The following is a 16,697-nucleotide window of genomic DNA, read 5'->3' as shown; positions in this document are numbered from 1 at the left end:
TCAATTTATTATACGGTCACTCATTCCAAGCGAATCGGCAAGTGCCTGCAGATCAAAATCTTCTGGCACTGTTATTCCATTTACAGGAAGCGGTCTGCGTCTGTCAAAGACATCATATACGTCAAACAGATCACTTGTGAGTACCTTCTCTGGATAAACCATCTGCTTAAACATCATCTGACCATCCATGTTGCGGCGGCCCTGACGCATGTAATTTGAGCCATACTGCAGCCAGTACTGAGTACTGTCTACGTTGCAGAAATATCTAAAGCCTACATCCCAGAGCTTTTTGAATTTTTCATTTTCAAATGTATACTGTGATGGTCTCCAGTCTCCTACATCTGCTCCTAACGGATATAAAATAATATCTGTATCTCCGATTATAGATTCTACTTCGCGCTCCCACATATCTGTGTCCCATACAAGATGTTCATAGCTTGTACTTGTCATATTCAGATGACCCCAGCTGTGGCTGGCAAGCTCCCAGCCCAGATCGCGAATTGCCTGTGCAACTTCTCGTGCTGTCTGCTTGTCCTGCTCAATATTTTTATTTGGTGACGTATGATCTTCGCGCTTTTCTTTATCGTTTGCAGGTGTAGAAACGTAATAGTCACAATTTTCATTGTACCAGAAATCACTTGTGCGATAGCCTAAAATACCATCATATCCTGTAAATGCCAGAATACCCTTTGAACCCTGATAAGAAAAATCAGGATGTGTTTCAATAAAATCCTCTAAAACAGTCAAAACGTCATAAGAACCATATGATACACTTCCATCACGCTCAACATACTCATTTACAACCTTACCGTTTTCATCAAGACAGAGCTTTGTCGCAAATCCAGTTCCTGTCATATACTCATAATAGCATACATCGTCTTCGGAAAGTACAAATGGCTTTTTTCCTCTCGGAAGATAAATTGGCTGCTGCACCATCTGCACGGTGCCGTCTGGCTGCGTTTCCATCTTTGCAATCTTATGAAGGCTTATCAAAACATAACCCTTGTCATACATAGACTGCATTATATCCTTAAATTCTTCGATAGTTGTCATTACCTGATCATAATCACTGCTCTTATAGCTTGCAAATGCAAGCTCGCTGTCAACAATAAGACTATGGAAAAAGATATGTGTAATCTTATCATAGTCTGTCCACTGTACAGCCTGTGATTTCAAACTCTCATAGCTTTGAATGCAGCTGACATATGTTTCATTATCTGCATAGCCAGGTATTGACTGAATCTGTGCAATTGCACCGTCATAATCGTACTGCATTGCTTTTAAATTAGCAGCCTGTACGACTGGATCACTGCTTTGTACAAGAGCACCATCCGCAGCCGCCTCTGTTGCCTTCCATGTTTCGTATTCCACAGGTGCTTTTGTTGATGCTGCCTGATCTGACTGCACATGCGGAAGCGTCACTGGGCGCAGGCATACCAATGCCACTGCACCAAGACCTGCACATGCAATTACAAGCAGCACCAAAAGTATTACAATAGGCGCACCTGATTGGCCTCTTTTTATTTTCTTTCTCTGATAGTCTTCCCAGCTGCGTCTTTTCTTTGCCATTTGTTCCTCCATTTTCTTTGTTTACGGCACTGGAACGGTCATTCCCTGAAGTACATATTTTGTATCAGTCTCAAATACATACGCATTCACAATGTATGAACCGTGCTCGTTTTTATGCTCACTTACTGGAACATAGCATGTCGCTGTGTTTCCAGATACGGTCATGTTATGCCATACCAGATCATCCTGTCCATTTGCTGCTGTCCACACTGCAGTTGAAACCTTTTTATAGCCTGCAGGTGCATTAAATTGAATTGTCACACGGAAACCATTTGATGATAATTCTGTTACATATGGAATCGCCATCGACAGCACACCTGTACCGCTGCCATTATTATTTCCTGAGCTGCCTCCAGGATTTGCACCTGATGGAACAGTTACATTGACTCCCTTTAATGGTGCTAATTTTCCTGCATTATCATATAGGTAAATATGAGTCGTGTATGCTCCGCTCTCTCCCTTATGGGCACTTGATGGCACGTAAAATGTAGCTGTATCGCCGTTTACGCTTGCCTGATGCCACACTAGATCATCCTGTCCATTTGCATTTGTCCATGTTGGCATTAATACTTTGCTTACTCCTGACGGTGCATTTATTTTTGCCGTAACTCGATAGCCCGATGCACTGAGTTCCGTAATAGAAACGTCACCAATCGAAAGGCTTGATGACGGTGTCGGCGGTGTTACGGCTGCTGACGGAACTGTTACATTGACACCCTTTAATGGTGCTAATTTTCCTGCTTTATCATACAGGTAAATATGAGTCGTGTATGCTCCGCTCTCTCCCTTATGGGCACTTGATGGCACGTAAAATGTAGCTGTATCACCGTTTACGCTTGCCTGGTGCCACACTAGATCATCCTGTCCATTTGCGTTTGTCCATGTTGGCATCAATACTTTGCTTACTCCTGACGGTGCATTTATTTTTGCCGTAACTCGGTAGCCTGATGCGCTAAGCTCTGTAACAGAAACGTTACCAATTGAAAAGCTTGATGACGGTGTCGGCGGTGTCACGGCTGCTGATGGCACTGTTACATTGACACCCTTTAATGGTGCTAATTTTTCTGCTTTATCATATAGGTAAATATGAGTCGTGTATGCTCCGCTCTCTCCCTTATGGGCACTTGATGGCACGTAAAATGTAGCTGTATCACCGCTTACGCTTGCCTGATGCCACACTAGATCATCCTGTCCATTTGCGTTTGTCCATGTTGGCATCAATACTTTGCTTACTCCTGACGGTGCATTTATTTTTGCCGTAACTCGGTAGCCCGATGCACTAAGTTCCGTAATAGAAACGTCACCGATTGAAAGGCTTGATGACGCAGATGTCGATGCTGGAACTGTTACATTTTCGCCCTTTAGCGCAAACTGTCCCTGTCTGTCGTATACATAAATATGCGTAATATATGCACCACTTTCTCCTTTATGGGCACTGACTGGAACATAGAATGATGCAGTATTACCACTAACACTTGCCTGATGCCACACAATGTCATCCTGTCCGTTTGCCTCTGTCCATGTCGGCATCATAACACGGCTCACACCTGCATCTGCCGAAAATGTTACATTTACACGATAGCCTGACGAAGACTGTTCTGTTATGCTTGTTGATACAATTCTCACTGGCGCCGCATTTGTCACCACCGGCGCTGCTCCTACTAGCAGTGATGCCGCCAATAGTCCCGCTGCTGTTTTTCTCCTTTTCATACTTTAAAACCTCGCCTTTCCAAAAATAATTACGTTACATTTTCCCTCAGCCACATTATACCGAATGAAGACGACAATTGCAAGAGAAAGAAAGACTGCCCGAGGGCAGTCTTTCTTTTATAAGTATTCATATATCTTTGTCGAATTGTTATGAAATCAAAGTTTATGCTTCCTGCAAAGCCTCCTCGTATTTCTCGAGAATAATCTTCTGCACATAATCTCTTGTCTCTGAGTTAATGGGATGTGCGATATCTCGGTATTCTCCTGTCGCCGATTTACGGCTTGGCATCGCAACAAATACTCCCTTTTCTCCTTCGATCACCTTGATATCGTGAACCACAAATTCATTGTCTAGCGTAATAGAGACGATTGCTCTCATCTTACCATCCAGTGCAACTTTGCGCACTCTCACATCTGTAATTTCCATCCCAGTATTGCCTTTCCGTCCTCTGCACGCCTTTGTGCAGCTAATTTTTTATTCTTCTTTTATAAATTCTAAAAACACTCGGCTTCGCTTCGCTTCATCCTCATGTTTTTGGCGGGGATCAAGGTCACAAGCTTTCTCATGCAAGCATGATTCGCTTGTGACTTTGATCCCCTGGTATTATCAAATGATGAAGCGGTCTTTCTTCTCTACAACGATGCGAATATCACCTGGCTCTGACTTATAGCATGCATTTGCTTCGATGGTTCCTCTGCTCTCTACGATGCAGTTTTCAATGACTGCATTATCTCCGATATAAACATCGTTCATGATAATAGAATTTTTGATAACACAATTGTTTCCAATATATGCCTTCTTGAATACAACAGAGTTTTCAACTGTACCGTTTACAATACTTCCACATGCGATCAGGCTGTTTGAAATATTAGCACCCGGATTATATTTTGCCGGCGGCAGATCATCTACCTTTGTGAATACACTGTTGCCTTCCTTGAAGAAATAACTGCGGACATCTCTCTTTAAGAAATCCATATTTGTTCTGTAGTAAGCCTCAACTGAGGAGATGTTGTTCCAATATGTTTCAAGCTGGTATGCATAAATTCTCTTGATATCCTTATAACGGATCAGAATATCCTTGACCAGATCATATCTATCTTCCTCTGCTGCACGCTCAATTAACTCAATCAAAAGACGTCTTCTGATTACATAGATACCACATGAAACATTTCTGGAAGTCTCAATCATTGGCTTTTCCTCGTAGCCTCGGATTCTTCCGTCATCATCTGCCTTCACTTGTCCAAAGCGGCTTAAATCCTCTCCCTCTGGCATTTCCTTGCAGACAACAGTGATATCAGCACGCTTCTGAATGTGGTACTCCAGAATCTTATTATAATCCAGCTTATAAATTCCATCGCCAGAAGCCAGAACCACGTATGGTTCATGGCTTCTTTTGAGGAAATGCAGGTTCTGATACAGGGCATCGGCTGTACCCCGATACCAGTTACTATTTTCAGCGGTTATAGTAGGGGTGAATACATATAAACCGCCCTGCTTTCTTCCAAAATCCCACCACTTTGAAGAGTTTAAATGCTCATTCAAGGATACGGTGTTATACTGTGTTAAAACTGCTACTTTCTGAATACGGGAGTTTGACATGTTGCTCAGCGCGAAATCAATGCTGCGATAGGTTCCTACCATTGGCATAGCAGCGATCGCACGGTTATATGACAGCTCCTTCATTCTCTTGTTGTTTCCACCGGCTAAAATTATACCAATCGCTTTCATTCTTCCTCGCCTCCCTTGATGATGTATCCACCGCTTACAAGATTTCCATCCGGATAATCTTCAATAGCGGTCTTTCCGGCAATTGCTACGTTCTTTCCAATTGTAACGCCATCCGGAATTTCGGAGCCTTCTGCAACGGTTACAAGATCACAGCAGTAAACCTTCTTATTATACTGGCTGTCTGCATACTCACCGACACCAATCGTACAATTTTCTCCAACAACTGCATCCTGTGCGATGATTGACTTGTAAATCTTTGTTCCCTTCTTGATTACAGCACCCTGCATCAAAATGGAATCATAAACTTCTGCACCTTCTTCAACAATAACTTCTGGTCCAATAACGCAGTTTCGTACTCTTCCATAGATTTCAGAGCCATCACCTATGATACAGCGCTCAATCTGTGCCGTATCTGCAATATACTGCGGCGGCTGGTTATCAGATTTAGTATATATCTTCCAGAACTCTTCATACAGATTAAATACAGGAACGATATCAATCAACTCCATATTTGCTTCCCAGTAGGAATGAAGTGTTCCAACATCCTTCCAATATCCATTAAATTCATAGCAGAATACTCTGTCACCACGCTTATGGCAATATGGAATGACATGCATACCAAAGTCGCAGTTTGGAATATCTTTATTTGTGATCAATGCCTCACGAAGCACAGACCATGTAAATATGTAAATACCCATGGAAGCTAAATTGCTTCTTGGATGTGCAGGCTTCTCTTCGAAATCGGTGATACGGCCTGTATCATCTGTGATCAGCACGCCAAAACGACTTGCCTCCTCAATCGGAACAGGCATAGCAGCCATCGTAACGTCTGCATTGTTTGCCTTATGATAATCAAGCATCACTTGATAATCCATTTTATAAATGTGATCACCGCCTAAAATCAATACATACTCTGGATTAAAGCTGTCGATATAGCGAATGTTCTGGTAAATTGCATTTGCAGTACCAGTATACCAATCACTGTTCTCGTTTGCTTCATATGGAGATAGTACTGTCACTCCGCCATAATTACGGTCGAGATCCCATGGAATACCTATGCCGATATGGGTATTCAAACGAAGTGGCTGATACTGTGTTAACACACCTACTGTATCCACCCCTGAATTAATGCAGTTACTTAATGGGAAGTCAATAATGCTGTATTTCCCGCCGAAGGATACAGCTGGCTTCGCTACTTCTGAAGTCAAAACTCCAAGACGGCTTCCCTGTCCGCCCGCCAATAACATGGCGATCATTTCCTTTCTAACCACAAAATCACCCCTTTGTTCTTTAATTGTTGTGTTATCAGTTCACCAAGCGCCTGTCATCAAGTGAAATAAACTGTCTAACAGTGAAGGCACATAAGTGCAGTCTTGTGAATAGGCGTTTGGGGAACTGTAATCTTTTAGTACTTGTCGTTATTATAGCACATCTCTTTCAAAAAGTGAACAATTTACAGAAAAAAAAATATGCATTTTTATTTATTTGTTACAGTTCACGCAACCTGCTAGATCTGGACAAATTTCATGCTTGCATGGAAATTTGACAGATCAGCAGGATGTGGTGAACGCCTGTTTATGAGCAAAACAAAGCTGCGAGCAAACTTTGTTTGCGATTAGCAGCGACGCACGGAACGTGCGGTTTTGTGAATAGGCGTTCATTCGCACAGCATAATAACATTTACGCTTTACATTCCTCCAAAATCGAGTATACTTAAATCAAGCAGAATTTGTGTTAAGAAACAACTGTTTTTCAGTATTGACTTTGCTTATTTAACTTGATTATTCGGAGGAAGTACCATGTACCATATTAATTTTGAAAATCCATGCCATGTCTATTTTATTGGAATTGGCGGCATCAGCATGAGCGGACTTGCTGAGGTTTTAATGAAGGAGGGCTTTACCGTCAGCGGCTCTGATTCTAAGGAATCACCTCTGACTGACCATCTGTCCTCACTTGGCGCTGTTATCTTTTATGACCAGTCCATCTCTCACATTCCACAGGGAACAGATGTCGTTGTCTACACAGCAGCGATCCATCCTGAACATCCAGAGATTGTTGATGCAACAAAGCGCAATATCCCGCTGTTAACAAGAGCTGAGCTTCTTGGACAGCTGATGAGAAACTATAAAACAGCAATCAACATTGCTGGAACTCATGGAAAGACAACTACGACCTCTATGGTTACTGAAATTCTTTTGGCTGCTAATACTGATCCGACAATCTCTGTCGGAGGCATTCTTCCAACAATCGGAGGAAATATTCGCGTAGGTGGCTCAAATCTTTTTGTCACTGAGGCCTGCGAATACACAAACAGCTTTTTATCCTTCTATCCCACTATGGAAGTTATCCTGAATATTGAAGCAGACCATCTTGACTTCTTTAAGGACATTGACGATATCCGTCATTCTTTCCGCTTATTTATGGAAAAGCTTCCAAAGGATGGAATACTTGTAATTAACGGTGATATTCATAATCTTTCTGAGCTGATCAATGGACTTGACTGCGAGATTATCACTGTTGGACACGGAGAATCCTGCGATTATCGTGCTTCTAATATCTCATATAATGAATTTGCTCAGGCTTCCTTTGACGTCACAGATGCAAGCAACACTACACTTGGTCACATTCAGCTAAGTGTTCCTGGAGAGCATAATGTTTACAATGCACTTGCTTCCGTTGCCCTTTGCAAAAAGCTGAATCTTTCAATGGATGCCATTGTTTCCGGTCTTTTGAATTTCCATGGCACACAGCGACGCTTTGAAAAGAAGGGTGTCGTAAATGGAATTACTATTATTGACGATTACGCACATCATCCGCAGGAAATCACAGCGACACTTACTGCTGCAAAGAAGTATCCTCACAAAAAGATCTGGTGCATCTTCCAGCCGCACACCTATACAAGAACAAAAGCTTTGCTTACTGATTTTGCAAAAGCTCTGTCCTTAGCAGATGAGGTCGTTCTTGCAAAAATTTATCCGGCAAGAGAAACTGATGATCTTGGCATAAGCTCCGACAATATCCGCGTTTTGTTAGAGCAGGCTGGTACAAGTGCTCATTACTTTGAAACCTTTGAAGAAATTGAAAAATTTATTTTGCAGCACGCAGCCTCTGGTGATCTGGTGATCACTATGGGCGCCGGTGATGTTGTAAAAATCGGAGAAGACTTAATTTCTAAATAAGGTATTCGCAAAATCCCCAATTGCTTGCCCTGATCCTAAGGGAAATAATTGGGGATTTTTTATCGCTTTTCAAAAGAAATAACTTGTGCTATACTTTACAAAGATGATACTTGGATTTTGGAGGTTTTTTATGTCCTTTCTTTTACTGGAGAACCGGCTCAGCATAGATACCCTTGTTGTTCCCGGCTATTTTATAGACCGTTTTCTTCCTGCCGCCTCCGGTACGGATGTAAAGGTTTACCTATATTTGCTTCGCGCTGTCTCGACATCAGCCACTGGTTTAAGCAGTGCTTCAATTAGTGACAGGCTTGATATTTCAGAGCGCGAGGTACTTCGTTCTCTTAGTTATTGGGAATCTGTTGGTTTGATGCGCCTTAGCTTTACATCGGGTCACGAATTGTCAGGAGTTGCATTTACAGATCCATCTATTCAGGCAGAGACAGAGGCTTCTGCACAGACTGCACCTACACAGACAGCTGCACCTGCTCCAAGCGTACAATCTGTAATTCCTACGCCCACTCCTGCTTTAGTTTCTCCTGCAAATACAACCATTGCAAATGCTTCTGGCTCAATGGCTTCCACACAAACTACTACACATTCTGCTGCAAATGCGACCCCTTCTATACAGTCACTTCATCTTTCCCAAGAGGAGCTGATTCTTCTTGAGAACGATCCAGAGTTTAACATGTATATGTCGGCATGGCAGCAGTATTTTTCGCATCCGCTTAATTATGCAGACACAGAATCATTTGGCTATTGGTATCTTCAGTTTAACCGCTCACCAGATGTCATTGATTATCTTGTTGATTACTGCGCTAATCACTGCAAGGGCAAGCTTAATATGAAATTTATTGATTCTGTTGCCCAGTCCTGGCATCAAAAGGGTCTTCATACACTTGATGCTATTCGTCAGTACAACCTGCTTCATAATGATACTGTCTATGCTATCATGAAGGCATATGGCTTATACAATCAGACTCCTGCTCCGGCTCAGCTTGAATATATCAATAAATGGATCAAGGATTACAGTTTTCCTACAGATGTCTATGTTTATGCCTGCAATATCACGATGAAAAAATGTCAGCGCCCAAATGTTAATTTTACAGAAAGCATCTTAAAGCGCTGGAAGGAAAAAAATGTGCATTCACTTGCTGATGCACAGGCTGCTGAAAATCAGCGCGATCAAAAGGTAAAAAGTGATGCTGCAAAGCGCACCAGTTCAAACCGTGCTTCTTCTGTCGCAAAGGGTACACAGCAGTTTCGTAATTTTACTGAGCGCAAAAATAATAATTACATGGAAAAGATTTTAAAGCAGTATAGTCAAGATTCAAATGAATGATTATCACAGAAAGGATTGACTTTTTATGGCTCTGACCAATTCACAATATAATGAACTGATGCGCCGCTACAGCCGCATCCGTTTCCAACACCAGCATGAGATGGAAGAACGTCTGCGCCATATCTATGCGCAGTGCCCACGACTTCTTGAGATTTCAAAGCTTCTTCCGACATCTAGCGCTGCTCTTGCAAAGGCTAAAATCACTGGCAATAAAGCGCAGGCTCTAAATGCGCAGATGCAGATTGATGCACTTAGACGCGAGCGCGGTGCGCTTCTTTCTTCCCTTCACTATACACTTGATGATCTTCAGCCAAAGTATAGCTGCCCGGACTGTAAAGATACTGGATATCTTGACGGAAACCGTAAATGTCACTGCTTTGAGCAGGCTGGCATAAGCTTACTCTATGAACAATCTGGCATTAGAGACCGTTTGGAACGTGAGAATTTTAACACATTTGATATAAACCGCTATTCAGATGCACCAAATCCACTTCTTGGCGGAATGAGTAATCGCGCCCATATGCAGCGGCTCAAACTTATTTATGAAAAATATGCTTATCAGTTCAAGGATGGAAACCCTAGTCTTTTAATCTTTGGAAATCCAGGCGTTGGCAAGACATTTCTTTGTAACTGTATTGCAAAGGTTGTTCTTGACAAAGGCTTTTCTGTCTTATATATGACTGCTCCTGAATTTTTTGAATCAGCTATGCAGCGTTTTCATTCTAACAACGATGATTCATCAGAAAATGATTCATATGCACTCACATGCAGCCTGTTGATTATTGATGATCTTGGAACTGAAAATCTGACTCCTTTTGTAATCAGTCAGCTGTTTCATGTGATCAATTCGCGTGATCTGTCAAGGAAAACAACTATTATCTCAACAAATCTAAGCCCAGAAGAGCTTCAAAGTACCTACACTGAGCGAATCTCCTCACGACTTATGGGGCAATATACGCCTATCCCTGTTTTTGGAGAAGATTTAAGAAATTCGTAGACATATTTTTTTCTAAAAAATAACATGACCACTGCTAATTCGCTTATGACTTTGATTCTCTGGGGTCATGTTGCACAAATTTTTCTTTCTTTTTACGTAAATTTCTTTTTTATCCATTTCGACGTAAGGCTTGAATCTTCGACATCTTCATGTTATGATTAGTTAAGGTTCGTACTTTTGGACGCAGGTAAGCTGCATATTATAATCATGGAGGTCATCATGCCAAACGAAAAGAATCTGAACACGATACCAGTGGGCACACTGGGTCTTATCCCACTTGAAAGCTGCGCAACCCTTGGACAGAAGGTTAATCAATACCTGACTGAGTGGCGCGCTGAGAGAAGTCATGCACAATCTACTGCGCTTCACTTCTCTGAATACAGCAAGGACAGCTATATTGTCAAAGCAAAGAATCCTCGCTTCGGTTCCGGTGAAGCAAAGGGCGTTATCGAGGAATCCGTCCGCGGCTGCGATCTGTATCTTATGGTGGATGTTTGTAACTATAGCCAAACGTATTCTCTGTGCGGATATGTGAATCACATGTCTCCAGACGATCATTACCAGGATTTAAAGCGTATCATTGCTGCTGTTGAAGGCAAGGCACGCCGTATCAATGTAATCATGCCATTCCTGTATGAAAGCCGCCAGCACAAGCGTACTTCCCGCGAGTCTCTTGACTGCGCTATGGCTCTTCAGGAACTTACAAAAATGGGTGTATCCAACATCATTACTTTTGATGCTCATGATGCACGTGTTCAGAACGCAATTCCACGTGATGGATTTGAGAGCGTTCCGTGTGTATACCAATTTATCAAAGCACTGCTTCGTGCAGAGCCAGATCTGCAGGTTGACAATGAGCATCTTATGGTCATCAGCCCAGATGAGGGCGGCATGGGCCGTGCAATCCAGCTGACTAACTATCTTGGTGTTGATATGGGTATGTTCTACAAGCGCCGCGATTACACCCGCATTGTAGACGGAAAGAACCCTATCGTTGCTCACGAGTTTTTAGGCACCAATGTAGAAGGAAAGGATGTCATCATTATCGACGACATGATTTCTTCTGGTGACAGCATTCTTGATGTTGCACGCGAATTAAAACGTCGTAAGGCACGCAAGGTTTACGCTGCTGCTACTTTTGGTCTGTTTACAAATGGCCTGGCAAAGTTTGATGCTGCTTATGAGCAGGGTATCATTGATCATATCCTGACCACTAACCTTGTTTACCAGAGACCAGAGCTGCTATCTCGTCCGTACTATGTAAATGTTGATCTGAGCAAGTATATTGCACTTTTGATTGATAACTTAAATCACAATGTATCAATTCATGGTCTATTAAATCCGACTGACAGAATCAACCGTATTCTTGAAAAGCATCGTGCTGCACAGGCACAAAAAGCTGCCAAGAATAATATCTCTGAGGAAGCATAATACAAACAAAAAACCTTCAAATACATTTTTTATCGAATGTATTTGAAGGTTTTATTTTTATACTGCTTTACAAACAAGTCCGCATACTGTTCCGTCGGCTGCTGCTGTTGTCAGCTGACGCACCGTCTTAGTACGGCAGTCTCCTGCAGCGTAAACTCCAGGTGTCCTTGTTTTACAATTTTCACCGGCAATTACATATCCAGCCTCGTCAAGATCTACGAGATCTCTAAATACTTCATTGTGAGGCTCCATTCCTATTGCAACAAATAAGCCATCTGCCACAAGTGTCTTCTTTTCACCTGAAAGATTTGTAACTTCAAGTTCTGTCAGCTTCTTTTCGCCAATAAGTGCAGTCACACGACTTTCCATCACACACTCAATATTCTCTGCAGCCATTACCTGATCAATAAGACTCTTCTCAGCGCGGAATGTATCTCTTCTGTGAATCAAATACACCTTACTGCAAATGCCTGCCAGATACAGCGCATCCTGAAGAGCTGCGCTTCCTCCTCCTACAACAGCCGCTGTTTTCTCCTTAAAAAACGGTCCGTCACATACAGCACAGTAAGAAACTCCTCTTCCAATCAGCTCCTGCTCTCGCTCGATTCCTAGATGACGATGTGCCGCACCTGACGCAATAATAAGATTTTTGCCCTCATATGTCTCACCATCCTCAGTGCAAACTTCAAAGCCATTATCTATTTTTCGTGTCGAAATTACCCTGCCAAAAGTAACCTCACCGCCAAGATTTGTCAACTGTGCCATCAGTCCATCTGCAAACTCCATTCCGCTGATCTTTGCAATACCTGGATAATTTTCCACACATGGAGACAATGTAATCTGTCCGCCCATAGCCTCACACTCCAGAATAAGCGGCTTAACGCCAGATCTGAGCGCATAAATTCCTGCTGTCAGACCCGCTGTTCCAGCCCCTACTATAATCATATCGTACATATTCTCTTATTTCCTCTTTTCTTAGTTAATAAATGGTATATATCCTCTAACTTAATGAATAAATTTCGAGATAAAATCTCTTACCAGACGGCGCGTCTCATCAATTCCATCTGCATGGCCAAATTTTCGCTCTGGATGCCACTGAACACCTAAAATCTTCATCTGTTCAGACTGATATGCCTCGATGGTGTGATTATCTTCATCTATTGCAAGCGGCTCAAAGCAGTCTGCAAGTGCATCCTCGAAAATGACATCCTTATGATAATTGTTAACGTAAATGCTTCGATTTTCTTTTAGCAAACGTACCTTATGATCCTCACCGCGCTTTCTAGGACACGGCAGATCAGGATGATATGCCAGTTTTCCACCGAATAGAACATTCACATACTGCATGCCTCGGCATGTACCTATAATCGGTATTCCATGATTAACACAGTAGTGAATAAGCTTTTCTTCCATCTTATCACGGTATGGCTGTACCGTTTCCTCATGTTTACGGTCATACCACTGCGGTCCAAGTGCACCGCCGCCAACTACAATCAAAAGATCTATTTTTTCATCAAACAGACGCTCGAAGTTTTTAGTATGGTTTGCAACAGGACGCGGAATAAAACCAATAGACTCATAAAATTCAACATATCCAGCCTCTAGTATATCAGTTGGATCTCCGTAATCGTTGACACCCTCTCTCTGCGTGATAAGTGCATGGAGATTTGTATATTGAATGCCTTCCTTGATCAGACCATTTCTGCAGTCCATCTCCAAATAGTCAAGCTGTGATACTGTATCGTAAATTTTCTCGCCGCAGCCGATTGCTGCCGGAATATTAAATTCTGCGCATCGGATTGCCATATGAGAAGCTGCACCACCGTACTTTGTGATAAATCCTTTGATATTTTTTGTAAAAATCCATTCGTAGCCTGGGTCAGCCTTTGGCACTACAACAATTTTTCCAGTGATATCAGCATCCGGCTCCTCATCAAGCAACACTACCTCGCCCTCGACTGTCTTTGCCGTTATGAAATTAGGGCGTGCCTCATACACAGGAATCACATCTACGCTCGCACCTGACAAAATAACTTCTGGAAGAAGAATTAATCGGCTGTCATGATTTAAACGGCGCCGCTTTGTGATTAGCTTCATCCAAAGCTTTTTTAAATTTTCTGGATCACAGCCTGACTCATATAGCTTAAAATCATCTACACACAGCCAAGACAAATCCATAGTACGAATCTCCAAAATTGAGCCAAGCTTACGAATCAGTTCTAATACCATACTAAGCGATTTTGTAAATTCAAATTTAAAATACTCTCGCTGTTCAATTGCGCTGATCCAAAATTTTGCCATACGCTCTGCAGGCACATCAAGCTGTGTATCTTCCAGAGCCTGCGTCAAAATACTGATATCAAGATCTTTTTGAATCTTTACCTTATCTTTTTTAATACGCGATGGCGCAGGGCGAAAATTCATCGCGTCGTATCGGTCTGAACGAATATCATATGTGCCGCTTCGAAGATGTCCATACTTAAAGTTAAACTCCTCGCGGCTTATAAGACCCTCAGAAAAGCGCTCAAAATCATCGTTAAATTCTGATGATACTGTAGAAATTCCCTGCATGAAAGTATCCACATTTTCACTTGTATAGTAGCCAGCATCTACAAGCGTGCGAAGAAATGCTCTTGCGATAAAGGCAAGTCTTGCTTGGCGGGCAAATTGCGGAGTACCATTTGTGCGAATTTCTTTTAACAAAGTCAAAATACTGTCGATGATTCTGTCAATTGACACATCTTGGTACAACAACTTTTCAATTTCCTCACGGCAATTTTCAAGACGCTTTAGTGCTTCAAGATCTTCTTTTAAAATCTTTTCCTGATTCATTACAGCATCAATCGTAAGCTTTTTTACTTCGCGCACAAGAAGTTTACGTTCTTCCTCGGTAAAACCATAACGAAGCAATCTCTTTGAATTTTCTTCCGTCATAAAATCATAGCTGCTGAAAATGATCTCAAACTCAATTTTATCGTGTGCAGAAAGGTCTTCCTCAAGCCTTGTCTGATAATACTGAACAAGACGAAGTGCGAGCGGTTCCGGAATACTTGCTGGAATCAGTGAATAATAGGAATATGTCAAGTTAATATATGGCTTATTTCCAACCTGATACATAAGATCCTCATTAAATGCACGATAGCCTAATGTACGGATTCCTTCATTCCATGCATGATGCGTTATGATCTCGCGGTACAGTGAATAATCTAACGCCCTTGGATTGCTTCCAATGATCTCAGATGGATTCCAAAAAGCCATATCAGAAAGCTTCATCGGCTTTCCTGTAATTGCATCAAGGTGCTCCTCATACTCCCGGCGAATCTGACCCTTTCTTGCAAAGAAAGAATAATCATCAATATAACGTCCTTCACGATAGCCTGCTGCAAGCGGACGAACCTGAAATAGAATCACCTGATTGTGGCTGTCTATGGCAAATTCAATATCAAGCGGAATATCCTCTATGATGCTCTCTACTTCTGTTACTGCTGTAATCAAATTGCGCCAGCGCTCCTCAAGCTGATAAAGTGAAACATTTCTCGCAATCCAAAGCGTTTTGCCGCCACGACCGCTTGTTACACTGTCTGTTGACCCCAAGTCATCGTAATTAACAAGATAATATGGTCGCTTTCCTTTTAAGTCACGTGAAAAGACAACACCGCTGACACACACGTCTATTGCCTGGCGCTGGATCAGTACCTGCTCATTTGAAATACCCTTTATATCTTTTTCATATGACTGAATTACAGCCTCGATTGATTCTACGATCTGCGCACGACTCGCTGAATCTACATCAAGAATACTTTTATAATGTCCTGCATTTGAGGACTTCATACAGTCTTCCTGCGTAGAGGAGCTTCGCACGACGATTCTGCAGCCACCAAATTTTTCCATAATCTCTGTGCAGACTTGATTTTTATTGCGCCAGAAGTCTTCAACTCTAAGGATATACATTTCCTCAATGCTTGCCTTTTTGATCAGGTTTTTCATCGCATACAATGTATTTGCCTTTGTCGAAATAATCTTATTGATACGATTCGCCATATTGCATGTCCTCCCTTGCCTGTACTGCTTTGTCTATTTTTTATCCAGATCTATATCACGAGTGTATCTGTTTTTTTCTACCATACCAGTTTACCACACTTTTGACAATCCCGCCACATAAAAAGGAACCACCTTGCGGTGATTCCCTTTCTTATTGCTTATTACTCATTTTGTATTTTACTTTACTTCCTGCTGCTTCTTCTCAACCAGTTCACGAATAGCCTTAAGATCTTCGGCTGTCAATTCCTGACTGTCAAGATAAGCACGGATGAACTCTACCGCAGAACCACTAAAGCTAGTCTTCTGATAGCGCTTCATCAACTCTTTCTGATAATCTTGTTCTGAGATTAATGGTTTATAAACATATGCATGACTTCTCTTTTCATATGTTACATAGCCTTTGTCACGCAGGTAGGACATAAATACGCTAATTGTTGTTCTAGCATACTCTTTACCATACTCTGTCTTCAGACGCTCTAACAAGTCTGCTACAGCTACATTGTCACCAATTTCCCAGATACATTTCATGATCACTTGTTCTGTGTTTGTTAATTCTAACATCACGATATCCCTTTCTGTACCTTAATTTAGACAACAGTATCTTCTGTTTTTACAGCTGTTTTTTTGCTCCCAGAATAAATCCTGCCATGTGGGCAATACTTTTTTTCTAAGGCAACGAGATTATATTACCGCATTTTC

Annotated in this window: 12 protein-coding genes; 4 read left to right on the top strand and 8 right to left on the bottom strand. The window is 41.9% G+C overall.

Features of this window, described 5'->3' with window-relative positions:
* The 5 genes from LKD48_RS06100 to LKD48_RS06080 all read right to left on the bottom strand — a co-directional run bounded on the left by LKD48_RS06100 (window position 1) and on the right by LKD48_RS06080 (window position 6,279).
* Window positions 1–1,569: a polysaccharide deacetylase family protein gene (locus LKD48_RS06100; protein WP_308731521.1), complete on the bottom strand. Its 1,569-nt coding sequence runs from the start codon at window positions 1,567–1,569 to the stop codon at window positions 1–3.
* A gap of 21 nt (window positions 1,570–1,590) precedes the next feature.
* Window positions 1,591–3,279: a GBS Bsp-like repeat-containing protein gene (locus LKD48_RS06095; RefSeq protein WP_308731520.1), complete on the bottom strand. Its 1,689-nt coding sequence runs from the start codon at window positions 3,277–3,279 to the stop codon at window positions 1,591–1,593.
* Between the two features lie 163 nt (window positions 3,280–3,442).
* Window positions 3,443–3,706: a septation regulator SpoVG gene (spoVG, locus tag LKD48_RS06090; protein WP_118612569.1), complete on the bottom strand. Its 264-nt coding sequence runs from the start codon at window positions 3,704–3,706 to the stop codon at window positions 3,443–3,445.
* A gap of 180 nt (window positions 3,707–3,886) precedes the next feature.
* Window positions 3,887–5,008, bottom strand: coding sequence for a glucose-1-phosphate adenylyltransferase subunit GlgD (glgD, locus tag LKD48_RS06085; protein ID WP_308731519.1), 1,122 nt, complete (start codon window positions 5,006–5,008; stop codon window positions 3,887–3,889).
* Window positions 5,005–6,279, bottom strand: a complete 1,275-nt coding sequence (locus LKD48_RS06080; protein ID WP_118612570.1) for a glucose-1-phosphate adenylyltransferase — start codon at window positions 6,277–6,279, stop codon at window positions 5,005–5,007. The genes glgD and LKD48_RS06080 overlap by 4 nt, the downstream gene beginning before the upstream one ends.
* A gap of 528 nt (window positions 6,280–6,807) precedes the next feature.
* Between LKD48_RS06080 and murC the strand changes: the two genes are divergently transcribed.
* From murC to LKD48_RS06060, 4 genes are all read left to right on the top strand, one after another.
* Window positions 6,808–8,190, top strand: coding sequence for a UDP-N-acetylmuramate--L-alanine ligase (gene murC / locus LKD48_RS06075; protein WP_308731518.1), 1,383 nt, complete (start codon window positions 6,808–6,810; stop codon window positions 8,188–8,190).
* A 130-nt stretch (window positions 8,191–8,320) separates the two neighbouring features.
* Window positions 8,321–9,529, top strand: a complete 1,209-nt coding sequence (locus LKD48_RS06070; RefSeq protein WP_227102518.1) for a DnaD domain protein — start codon at window positions 8,321–8,323, stop codon at window positions 9,527–9,529.
* Between the two features lie 25 nt (window positions 9,530–9,554).
* Entirely contained in the window at window positions 9,555–10,526 is a 972-nt protein-coding gene (locus LKD48_RS06065; RefSeq protein ID WP_227102519.1) for an ATP-binding protein, read from the top strand.
* 219 nt (window positions 10,527–10,745) lie between these two features.
* Entirely contained in the window at window positions 10,746–11,957 is a 1,212-nt protein-coding gene (locus LKD48_RS06060; RefSeq protein WP_331466806.1) for a ribose-phosphate pyrophosphokinase, read from the top strand.
* A gap of 57 nt (window positions 11,958–12,014) precedes the next feature.
* Here the strand turns inward: LKD48_RS06060 and LKD48_RS06055 are convergent, their stop codons facing one another.
* From LKD48_RS06055 to LKD48_RS06045, 3 genes are all read right to left on the bottom strand, one after another.
* Window positions 12,015–12,911, bottom strand: coding sequence for an NAD(P)/FAD-dependent oxidoreductase (locus tag LKD48_RS06055; RefSeq protein WP_308731517.1), 897 nt, complete (start codon window positions 12,909–12,911; stop codon window positions 12,015–12,017).
* 51 nt (window positions 12,912–12,962) lie between these two features.
* Window positions 12,963–15,998 (bottom strand): gamma-glutamyl-gamma-aminobutyrate hydrolase family protein, encoded by a 3,036-nt coding sequence (locus LKD48_RS06050; protein ID WP_308731516.1) that lies wholly within the window; start codon window positions 15,996–15,998, stop codon window positions 12,963–12,965.
* 177 nt (window positions 15,999–16,175) lie between these two features.
* On the bottom strand, window positions 16,176–16,559 hold the full coding sequence (locus LKD48_RS06045) for a BlaI/MecI/CopY family transcriptional regulator (RefSeq protein WP_066561535.1): 384 nt from the start codon (window positions 16,557–16,559) through the stop codon (window positions 16,176–16,178).
* Window positions 16,560–16,697: the final 138 nt, after the last annotated feature.

Source organism: Anthropogastromicrobium aceti (genome assembly GCF_020687335.1).
Taxonomy (GTDB): Bacteria; Bacillota; Clostridia; order Lachnospirales; family Lachnospiraceae; genus Anthropogastromicrobium; species Anthropogastromicrobium aceti.
The sequence above is the reverse complement of the archived record's forward strand: the minus strand, read 5'-3'. Positions and strand labels throughout refer to the sequence as shown.